This is a genomic window from Streptomyces pseudogriseolus (assembly GCA_002154585.1).
Lineage (GTDB): Bacteria > Actinomycetota > Actinomycetes > Streptomycetales > Streptomycetaceae > Streptomyces > Streptomyces pseudogriseolus.
Genome location: MUNG01000368.1, coordinates 1 through 10811, shown reverse-complemented (window position 1 = coordinate 10811; position 10811 = coordinate 1). Strand labels below are relative to the sequence as shown.

Genomic DNA, 10811 nt, shown 5'->3' with positions numbered 1-10811 from the left:
CATTTCGCCGCGTCCTCCTCATTAACCCCACCCGCCCACGCCTCTACGGTGGCCACGCTCACCGCATGTGAAACGATTCAATTCCTACCGTGCGAGGTGGCGTAGTGATCAGTCGCAGAAACGTCCTGGCGAGCACGGCGGCCGTGGTGGCCGCCGCGGCCTCCGGAGCGGGGCAGGCGCAGGCCGTGCCCGTGTCCCCCACCACCGCCCGGGCGGGCGGCCGGGCCGCGCCCGTGGAGATCACCTCCCCCACCGTCGAGTACGCCCGGCATCCGCTGGGCCTGGACGAGCCGCGTCCGCGGTTCAGCTGGCCCATGGCCTCCGACGAGCCGGGGCTGCGTCAGAGCGCCTACCAGCTGCGGGTGGCCACCAGTGCCTCCGCGCTGGCGCGGCCCGACGTCTGGGACAGCGGCCGGGTGGCGTCCGAGGAGTCGGTCCTCGTGCCGTACGAGGGGCCCGAACTGCGCCCGAGGACACGGTACTTCTGGAGCGTGCGGGTCTGGGACGGCCAGGGCCGGGTCTCGAGGTGGAGCGAGCCCGACTGGTGGGAGACCGGCCTGATGGGCGCCGGGCAGTGGGCCGCGCGGTGGATCTCCGCCCCCGCCGAACTGACCGACGCGCCGTCCTTCGAGGGCGGTCACTGGATCTGGTTCCCCGAGGGCGACCCGGCGAGCAGCGCCCCGGCCGCCACCCGCTGGTTCCGCCGCACCGCGGACCTGCCCCCGGCGGTCACCTCGGCCACGCTGGTGATCACCGCGGACAACGCCTACTCCGTGTCCGTCAACGGCCGCGAGGTGGCCCGCACCGACCTGGCCACGGACAACCAGGACTGGCGGCGGCCCGCCGTCGTGGACGTCCTGGAGCAGGTGAGGTCCGGGAGCAACGTGATCGCGGTCGAGGCGGTCAACGGCGCCGAGGGGCCAGCCGGTCTGCTCGCCGTCCTCGTCGTGCGGACGGCCCTCGGTGAGCGGCGGATCGTGACGGACGCCGCCTGGAAGGTCACCGACCGGGAGCCGGCCGGTGAGTGGCGCGGCGCCGGTTTCGACGACTCCGGATGGGCGGCCGCGCGGGAGGCGGCGCCGTGGGGGGCGGGCCCGTGGGGGACGGTCACGCCCGCCCCGCACGCGGTGGCCCGGCTGCGCCGTGAGTTCTCCCTGCGGCGGGCGAAGGTGCGGCGGGCGCGGCTGTACGTCACCGCGCTCGGGCTCTACGAGGCGCATCTCAACGGTGTCCGCGTGGGCCGCGACCAGCTCGCGCCCGGCTGGACGGACTACCGCACGCGGGTGCAGTACCAGACGCACGACGTCACGGAGTTGGTGCGTTCCGGCGGCGGGAACGCTCTCGGGGTGCATCTCGCGCCGGGCTGGTACGCGGGCAACGTCGGCATGTTCGGGCCGCACCAGTACGGCCGGCGCCCGGCGCTGCTGGCGCAGTTGGAGGTCGACTACGCCGACGGGACGGTGCAGCGCGTCGTGTCGGACACGGACTGGTCCGCCTCGTCGGGACCGGTCGTCGCGGCCGACCTGCTGGACGGCGAGACGTACGACGCCCGCAGGGAGACTCCCGGCTGGGCCCTGCCGGGGTTCGACGACGCGGGGTGGCTGCGCGCGGGTGAGGCGGACGGGGTGGTGCCGGAGCGGGTGGTGGCGCAGGTCGACGCGCCGGTGCGGGTCACCGAGGAGCTGACGCCGGTGGGTGTCAGCGAGCCCAGGCCCGGGGTGTTCGTCTTCGACCTGGGGCGCAACATGGTCGGTTCCGTGCGGCTGCGGGTGCGGGGCCGGGCGGGCACGGTGGTGCGGCTGCGGCACGCCGAGGTCCTCAACCCGGACGGCACCCTCTACACGGCGAACCTCCGCACCGCGAAGGCGACCGACACATACGTGTTGAAGGGCGGCGGCAGCGAGACGTACGAGCCGCGTTTCACCTTCCACGGCTTCCGCTACGTCGAGGTCACCGGCTTTCCCGGCACGCCGACCGCGCGGGCGGTCACCGGGCGGGTGATGCACACCGACGCGCCGGCGACGCTCACGTTCGCCACCGACTCGCCGATGCTGAACCAACTGCACAGCAACATCACCTGGGGGCAGCGGGGGAACTTCCTGTCCGTGCCGACCGACACGCCCGCCCGGGACGAACGCCTCGGCTGGACCGGCGACATCAACGTCTTCGCGCCGACCGCCGCGTACACGATGGAGTCGGCGCGCTTCCTGGCGAAGTGGCTCACCGACCTGCGCGACGCACAGACGGCGGAGGGCTCCTTCACGCACGTGGCGCCCGACGTCGGGCGTCTCGGTGACGGGGCGGCGGGCTGGGGCGACGCGGGCGTCACCGTGCCCTGGGCGCTGTACCAGGCGTACGGGGATGTGCGGGTGCTGGAGGAGGCGTGGCCGTCGGTGGTGGCGTGGCTGGGCTACCTGGAGAAGCACAGCGACGGTCTGCTGCGGCCGGCGGACGGCTTCGGCGACTGGCTGAACGTCGACGACGAGACCCCGAAGGACGTCATCGCCACCGCCTACTTCGCGCACGTCGCGGACCTCGCCGGGCGGATGGCGCGCGAGCTCGGCCGGGACCCGGCGCCCTACGATGACCTGTCCGGGCGGGTGCGGGACGCCTTCCGGCGGGCGTACGTCGACGACGCGGGCCGGGTGAAGGGCGACACGCAGACCGCGTACGTCCTCGCCCTGTCCATGGGGCTCGTGCCCGACGCGCTCAGGGATGCGGCGGCCGGCCGGCTGGTGGCGCTCATCGAGGCCCGCGACTGGCATCTGTCGACCGGGTTCCTGGGCACGCCGAGGCTGCTTCCCGTGCTCACCGACACCGGGCACACCGACGTCGCCTACCGGCTGCTCACCCGGCGCACCTTCCCCAGCTGGGGCTACCAGATCGAGCGCGGCGCGACGACGATGTGGGAGCGGTGGGATTCGCTGCGGCCCGACGGCACCTTCCAGGATCCGGGCATGAACTCCTTCAACCATTACGCCTACGGTTCGGTGGGCGAGTGGATGTATGCACACATCGCGGGAATCGCGCCGGGCCGGCCGGGTTACCGCGAGGTCGTCGTCCGGCCGCGTCCGGGCGGCGGCATCGACGAGGCGCGGGCGACGCTCCGCTCGGTGCGGGGGCCGGTCTCCACCCGGTGGAGGCGGCGGGGCGGACACTTCGAGCTGACGTGCTCGATACCGGTGAACACCACCGCGCAGGTATGGATCCCGGCGTCGGAGACGGACCGGGTCGAGCACACGGGTGCGGCCCTGCTGCGGCACGAGGACGGGTGCCAGGTGTTCCGCGTGGGTTCGGGGACGCATCGGTTCGCGGTGTGAAGTGCGGTCGGCCGCGCGGGCGTTCGGGGCCGTCCGCGCGGCCGGGAGGGGGGTGTTCGGTGATCGGTGGCGAGGGCTGTCGGGGCCGGCCGGGCGGCAGGGAGGGGCGGTGCCGGTGGGCGCGACGGACAGCTCCCACAGGCGTGCGGCCGCGGCGCGGTGGACGGCGTGGGCGCGGGCCCGGCCGTCGTCCGTCGGCCCCCGCTCGTCGGTGGCCCGCGCCGCCTCGCATGCTCCGGGGAGGGGCCGCCGCGTCCCGGCGGGATTTCTGACGCCGTTGCCGATCATCGTGCCCTGCTCGGATCCGCGCCCCGAGGGGTGCCGTCAGGTGGTCGTACCGACGCCTTTCCCCGCCGCGCGGAGGGCACCGGCGCCGGCGTCCACCCCCGCCTCGCCACCGAGGCGAGACGTATCGTCTTGCCGCGGCGGCGGATGTGGCGTAGTGTCCTGCTCATGGGTTCCCTGTGAGATCGCCGGCGCCGACCGCGTAGAGCCGTGCTCCGCCGTCGTCGCGCCTCGCCGCGCAGCCGTCCATCACCTTGTCAGGCCCGGGTCCCACCCGTGCGGCCAGGAGGGAACTCATCGTGCACACACCGCAACTGACCCTGTCCCACGTCAGCAAGGCCTACCCCGGCCGTATCGTTCTGGACGACGTCTCCTTCACCCTCAGACCCGGCGAGAAGGCCGGGCTGATCGGTGACAACGGCGCCGGCAAGTCCACGCTGCTGCGGCTGATCGCCGGTCAGGAGCGCCCCGACAGCGGGGAGGTGAGCGTGAGCGCCGCCGGTGGTGTCGGGTATCTGCCCCAGTCGGTCCCCCTGCCGCCGTCCGCCACCGTCCAGGACGCCGTCGACCTGGCCCTCGCGGACCTGCGTGCCCTGGAGGCCGGGCTGCACCGGGCCGGGCGGGCGCTCGAGGACGGCGACGACCCGGCGGCGCTCGCCGCCTACGAGGAGCTCCTCGCCCGCTACGAGGCCCGGGAGGGGTATGACGCCGACCACCGGGTGGACATCGCGCTGCACCACCTCGGCCTGCCGAGGCTGCGCCGCGAACGCCCGCTCGGCACCCTCTCCGGCGGTGAGCGCTCCCGGCTCGCCCTCGCCGGTGTCCTGGCCGGCCGGCCGGAGCTGCTGCTCCTGGACGAGCCGACCAACGACCTCGACGACCGGGCGGTCGAGTGGCTGGAGGCGCAGCTGCGGGCGCACCGCGGCACGGTGCTCGCGGTCACCCACGACCGTGTCTTCCTGGAGCGCCTGACCACCACGGTCCTGGAGGCCGAGGAGGGGAAGGTTACCCGCTACGGCGACGGCTACGACGGTTACCGCACCGCGAAGGCGGCCGAACGGCGCCGCCGGATCCAGGAGTACGAGGAGTGGCGCTCGGAGCTGGCCCGCAACGAGCGGCTGGCCGCCGGACACGCCGCCCGCCTCGGCGTCATCCCGCGCAAGGCGCCGCTGGCCAACTTCGGCCACGGCGGCTTCCGGGCCCGCGGCCGGGCGCACGGTGCGATGGCCCGCATCCGCAACGCCCGTGAGCGGGTCCAGCGGCTGACCGCCGAGGCGGTGGCGCCGCCGCCCGAGCCGCTGGCCTTCACGCCCCGCCTGGCGGCGCCCGGGTCCGTACCGGAGGCCGGCGCCGGAGCCGTTGCGGAGGACCTGCCCGCCGCGCACCTGTCGGACGTGCGGGTGGGTGACCGTCTGCGGCTGGGTTCGCTCACCCTCGGCCGCGGCGGGAGGCTTCTCGTCACCGGTCCCAACGGAGCGGGCAAGACCACGCTGCTGAAGGTGCTCACCGGTGAACTGCGGCCGGATGAGGGCACGGTACGGGTGCCCGGCCGGGTGGGGCACCTGCGGCAGGACGAGACGCCGTGGCCGCCCGGCCTGACGCTGGCCGAGGCGTTCGGGCTGGGCCGCGTGGGCTCCCCCGACGAACACGCCGACGCCCTGCTCTCCCTCGGCCTCTTCCGCCCCGCGGACCTGCGCTTGCGCGTGGGTCAGCTGTCCTACGGGCAGCGCCGGCGGGTGGATCTGGCCCGGCTGGTCACGGAACCCGCCGATCTCCTGCTCCTCGACGAGCCGACGAACCACCTGTCACCGGCGCTGGTCGAGCAACTGGAAGAGGCGCTGAGCGGATACCCGGGGGCGATCGTGCTGGTCACCCACGACCGCACGCTCCGGGCTCGGTTCCAGGGCGAACGGCTGCAGCTGCCGCGGCGGGAGGCGGGAGTCGCGGGCGTCCGGGCAGGCTGACGGCGCACGGTCCGGGCCCCTGCCGCGCGGCAGGGGCCCGGGCGGGTCAGCTGGCGGGCGACGGCGTCGAGCGTTCGATCAGACCGTGTACGTCCTGGTCGCCGCGCGGGTCCAGGGGCGTGGTGTAGTGGCCCACCGCCCAGAAGGAGCCGGCGTCGTCCGCCGGGGCCAGGTCGTAGAAGGTGTAGGACGGCCACCTCGTCTCGCCGTCGGGAGCCGTCGCCCCGTCCTGCTCGGTCCACGCGGTGCCGTCGTAGTGCCAGAACACCGGGCCCGAGGAGGTCGGTTCGGTCTGGTCACTGCCGGTGACCCACAGTCCGCCGCGGCCGTCGGGGGCGATCGCGTGGACGTAGAGAGCGGACAGGTCACCGGTGACGTCCCGCCACTCGGCGCCGTTCCAGTGGGCGACGGACGGGATCGGCGGGCGGGCGCCGTCGTCGGCCCAGCCCGCAACGTAGACGCTGTCCGTCGACTCGGCCGCGATCTTCGCGGTGTCCGTGCCGGCACGCACCGGTACCTCCTCCAGAAGCGTCCACGTGGTGCCGTCCCAGTGGTAGGTCACCGGGTGGCCTCCGTCGACCGGGTACCTCATGCCGGTGGCGTACGCGTCGTCCGCGGCGAGGGCGTCGATGTCGCGGATGTGCACCTGTTCCGGCAGGGCGAACGTCTGCCAGGCGCCGTCGGCGTAGGTGTAGAGGGCGTCACCGCCCTTGAAGAGGCGTCCGGGCACGGCGTCGAGCGGCACCTCGGGGAAGGAGTCGTCGACGGGGCCCACCGTGGGGACCGTGGTCCAGCGTGTGCCGTCGAAGTGCACGAGTCTCTGGTCCCGGCGCACCGTGCCGTAGGCCCACACGTCGTCGGCCGCGACGGCGGTCACGGACGACCACTCCCACACGTCGGGAAGCCCCGGCGCGGGGTCCTTGCTCCAACGCGTCCCGTCCCAGCGCACGATGACGCCCTGGCCGTCCTTGCTCCCCACCGCCCAGGCCAGGTCGTCGTCCACGGCGGAGACGGACCTCAGGCTGCCGGCCGGGCTCTCGCCGGACAGGGAGATCTCCCAGTTCGAGGACATGGGCGCTGCGGTGGCTCCGTCGGCGGCCAGCAGGGTGGAGGCGAGCGCCAGGGAGGCGGCCGCTCCGCGGACGAGGTGCCGTATCTGCATCGGTACGCATCCTTCGGGTCGAGGAACTGTGCGCCGGTCACGGCCTGAGGGGCGCGTGGCGCGCCCGCGCGGCCGGCCGGTCACACACCAAGATCAACCACGCCCCTGGAAGGTTGTAGGGCGATGTGAACGCCCCACTCCTGCAAGCAACCGCCGTACCGTTTCAGCGCAGTTCGTCGTCGTCCGCCAGGCCGGTCAGGTCGGCGAGGGTCTCGGCCGGGTCGGCGGACGGGGGGCCGGCGGGCCACCACAGGCCGTCGCGGCGGCGGTAGGGGTACCAGCGGCCGTCGCGGCCCAGGCGGAGCTGGAGTCCGCGGCCGGTGAGCGTCCAATGGTTGCCGTCGACGTCGACCGGGGGGAACTCCTCCGCCTCCCAGGCCGTGGCCAGCGCGGTGCGGGCGCGCGCGGTCTGCTGCTCGGGCGGGGTCCAGGGGTGTTCCAGGACGTCCAGGGCGGCCCGGCCGCCGGTGCGCCACGCGGCGGCGGCCCGGTCCAGGTCCTCGGCGGGGCGGCCGGAGCCGGTGCGGAGCCGCTCCGCCGCACGCGGGTCAGGGTGGGTGGCCGCCAGACGCACCGTGTCCTGCCAGACGTCGAGCGGTTCCGGTGGCGCGGCGCCGAACCCGTGGGCGTAGGCGAGGAGTTCGCGGGCGCGCAGGGCGGCGTCCGCGGCGAGGCGGTCCAGCGGGTCGGCCTCGATGCCGGTCAGCGGCTCCTCGGGGGCGGCGGGCGGTTCGGGCAGCGGCGGCAGGGCGGGCAGCGCGGCGGCGGGGCGGGCGTAGGCCGCGCGCTGAAGGCTGGCGTCGGGCGTGGTCCCGCCCCCGGCCTCCTCGTCGTACGGCTCGTCGTCCTCCTCGTCGTCGCCGGCCAACGCCCGCAGCAGCAAAGCCGACTTGAGTTCCTCCACCGCCTCCTCGGCGTCGCGGCCGCGGATCAGGAGCAGCAGCCACGGGTCGGTGTCCAGCAGCCAGGACAGCTGGTAGGCGAGGGCGGTGGCGTGCGGGCAGGGGTGGTCGAGGGCGTCGCAGTCGCAGTCGGCGTCGAGGTCGCCGTAGCCGGGCAGCATGCGTACCCGGGCGTCCTCGACGGCCTCCAGCAGGTCCTCCGGGAGGTCGCCGGCCAGCAGCGCCTCCGTCTCGGCCGGACGGTCGGCGGTCCGCTCCCAGAGCAGGTCCCACTCGTCGTCGTCCAGCACGGTCAGCGTCAGCTGCGTCGTGTACGTCTCCTCCCCGCCGTACACCTCGGCGGCCGCCCGGCCGGGGCTGACCGTGATCGGGCCGATGCGGCCGGTGCGGGCGAAGGAACGCCCCTTCTTCAGGGGGTCTTCCTCCGGCCAGACGTCCTCCACGGCCTCCGCCCACTGCGCCGCCCAGAAGGACTGGCCGCGGGCGCGGCCGCCGCGGCGTGCCGCGAAGGCGGGGAAGCCCCGGGCGCCGCTGCCTCGTGCGCCGCTGCCCTGTGCCTCGCTCATGCCATGCTCCTCAGTTCCACCAGGTTGGCCAGCTCGTCGGTGGTCAGCTCGGTCAGGGCCTGCTCGCCGGAGCCGAGGACGGCGTCGGCCAGTTCCTTCTTCGCCTCCAGCAGGGCCGCGATACGGTCCTCGACGGTGCCTTCGGTGACCAGCCGGTGGACCTGGACGGGCTGGGTCTGGCCGATGCGGTACGCGCGGTCGGTGGCCTGTTCCTCCACCGCCGGGTTCCACCAGCGGTCGTCGTGGACGACGTGGTCGGCGCGGGTGAGGTTCAGGCCCGTGCCGGCCGCCTTCAGCGACAGCAGGAAGACGGGGAACTCGCCGTCCTGGAAGCGCCGTACGAGTTCCTCGCGCCGGGCCACCGGGGTGCCGCCGTGCAGCAGGGCGGCGGGGGTGCCGCGGTCACGCAGATGGCGTTCGAGGAGGCGGGCCATGGTGACGTACTGGGTGAAGACCAGGGCGGCGCCGCCCTCGGCGGTGATGGTGCCCAGGAGTTCGTCGAGGAGCTCCAGCTTCCCGGAGCGTCCGGTGAGCGGGGCGTCCTCCTCCTTGAGGAACTGCGCGGGGTGGTTGCAGATCTGCTTCAGTCCGGTGAGCAGCTTCAGTACGAGACCGCTGCGGGCGATGCCGCCCGAGCCGGCGCGGATCTCGCCCATCACCGTCTCCACCTGCGTGCGGTAGAGCCTCTCCTGCTCGGCGGTGAGCGCGACCGGCCGGTCCGTCTCGGTCTTGGGCGGCAGTTCGGGCGCGACGCCCGGGTCGGTCTTGCGGCGGCGCAGCAGGAACGGCCGTACCAGCTCCGCCAGGAGGCGGGCGGTGTGCTGCTCGCCCTCGCCCTCCGCCGCGAGCTGCCGCTCGGCCTCGATGGGCGCGATCCAGCGTCTGCGGAACGCGCCGTGGGTGCCCAGGAGCCCGGGCGTGGTCCAGTCCAGGACGGCCCACAGTTCGGAGAGGTTGTTCTCCACCGGGGTGCCGGTCAGCGCGATGCGGGCGCGGGCGCCGATCAGCCGCAGGGCCTTGGCGGTCGAGGAGTGCGGGTTCTTCACGTGCTGGGCCTCGTCGGCGACGACCAGACCCCAGCGGTGCGCGCCGAGCCGGCCGGCGTCCAGCCGCATGGTGCCGTACGTGGTCAGGACGAAGCCCTCGCCGGCGCCGTCCAGGGTGCGGCCCGGGCCGTGGAAGCGGCGGACCGGGGTACCGGGCGCGAAACGGCCCACCTCACGCTCCCAGTTGCCCAGCAGGGACGCCGGGCAGACCACCAGGGTGGGCCCGCGGTCCTCGCGGCGCTCCTGACGCAGCAGGTGCAGCGAGATCAGCTGGATCGTCTTGCCCAGGCCCATGTCGTCGGCGAGGCAGCCGCCCAGGCCGAGGGATGTCATACGATCCATCCAGCGCAGGCCGCGCAGCTGGTAGTCGCGCAGCGTGGCGGTCAGACGGGCGGGCTGCTCCACCGGCCCCTCACCGCCGTCGGGGTCGGCGAGGGCGCGGCGCAGGGCGTCCAGCCAGGCGCTGGGCGCCACCCGCACCCGTTCGCCGCCGATGTCGGTGTGACCGGTGAGGGCCACGGCGAGCGCCTCGATCGCGGTGAGCGGCGGCAGCCGCCGTTCGCGGGCCTTGCGGGCGACGCCGGCGTCGATGAGAATCCAGCGCCCGCGCAGCCGCACCACCGCCCCGCCGCCCGCGACCGTCGCCGCTTCCTTGTCGGTGAGCGGTTCACCGTCCAGCTCCAGACGCCAGTGCAGGTCGACGGTGCCGTCGCCGCCGAAGAAGGACCGCAGGTCGGCGGGCGGCACCCGGTCGGCGCCGGCCACCGCGCGAACCGTGAGCGCCCCGGCGGACGTCTCCGGCCAGGTGACGTCGATGCCGTGCCCCGCCAGGCGGCCCGCGGCCCCGCCCAGCAGGTCCCGCAGTTCGTCGTCGGTCAGGTCGAGGGCGGCGGGTACGGGCAGCAGGCGTTCCAGCGGCTGCCACACGGTCGCGGCGCGGCGGACGGCGAGCACCATGTCGGCCTGGGCACGCGGGCCCAGAGCGTGGTCGGCGCGCGCGAACAGCTCGTCGGCGTCCAGGGACAGGGTGGGGTCGGCCAGGCTGTGGGCGCGGGGCACCAGACGCGGGCGGGGCGGACGGGGCGGCGGCGCGCCCTGCGGCACAGCGGGGGCAGCGGTGACGCCCGGGGCGACGAGGGCGTTGGTGACGTGGGCGGGGGCGTCGGTCAGTTCGACGCGCAGCGACATCCGTACGCCGGAGTCGAGGCCGGCGGAGATCTCCTCCGCCCACCCGCGCAACTGCGGCACGTGCTGGGGTGCGGTCGCGGCGAACGCCGACCGCCCTGTGGCGAGTTCGGCGGCGGGAGTGCGCGGAAGAGTGTCGGCGACCGCGTCCAGGAACGCCCTGACGAGCACCGCCGGGTCGGTGCCCGGAACGGCGACGGCCTCGCCGGGCGCGGCTTCGGCGAGAGCACGGAGGACCGCGATGTCACCGGCGTCGAACGGCCCGGCCCGCCAGGTGTCGTAACCGGCCGGAGAGACGCCGGGGAGGAGACGTTCGCGGGCGATCAGGTGCAGGGCCAGGGCAGTGACGGCTCCCCAGAAGACGGTGGCGGGGTGGGGGGC

General features: G+C 74.6%; 5 protein-coding genes. 2 read left to right on the top strand and 3 right to left on the bottom strand.

The features are described 5' to 3' along the window. The first annotated feature begins 104 nt into the window (after positions 1-104). Together CCN29_RS27750 and CCN29_RS27745 are read left to right on the top strand one after the other, a co-directional pair. Positions 105-3320, top strand: coding sequence for an alpha-L-rhamnosidase (locus CCN29_RS27750; protein WP_086685350.1), 3216 nt, complete (start codon positions 105-107; stop codon positions 3318-3320). A 584-nt stretch (positions 3321-3904) separates the two neighbouring features. Beyond that, a complete protein-coding gene (locus tag CCN29_RS27745; RefSeq protein WP_086685349.1) occupies positions 3905-5569 on the top strand; it encodes a TlrC/CarA/OleB/SrmB family ABC-F type ribosomal protection protein in 1665 nt (554 codons plus the stop codon). 46 nt (positions 5570-5615) lie between these two features. Here the strand turns inward: CCN29_RS27745 and CCN29_RS27740 are convergent, their stop codons facing one another. From CCN29_RS27740 to CCN29_RS27730, 3 genes are all read right to left on the bottom strand, one after another. Beyond that, entirely contained in the window at positions 5616-6731 is a 1116-nt protein-coding gene (locus CCN29_RS27740) for a hypothetical protein (protein ID WP_086685346.1), read from the bottom strand. 163 nt (positions 6732-6894) lie between these two features. Beyond that, positions 6895-8199 (bottom strand): SWIM zinc finger family protein, encoded by a 1305-nt coding sequence (locus CCN29_RS27735; RefSeq protein ID WP_086685344.1) that lies wholly within the window; start codon positions 8197-8199, stop codon positions 6895-6897. Beyond that, positions 8196-10811 (bottom strand): SCO1167/SCO6262 family helicase (locus CCN29_RS27730; protein ID WP_107481739.1); only part of this gene is annotated, 2616 nt, incomplete at its 5' end. The genes CCN29_RS27735 and CCN29_RS27730, both read right to left, overlap by 4 nt.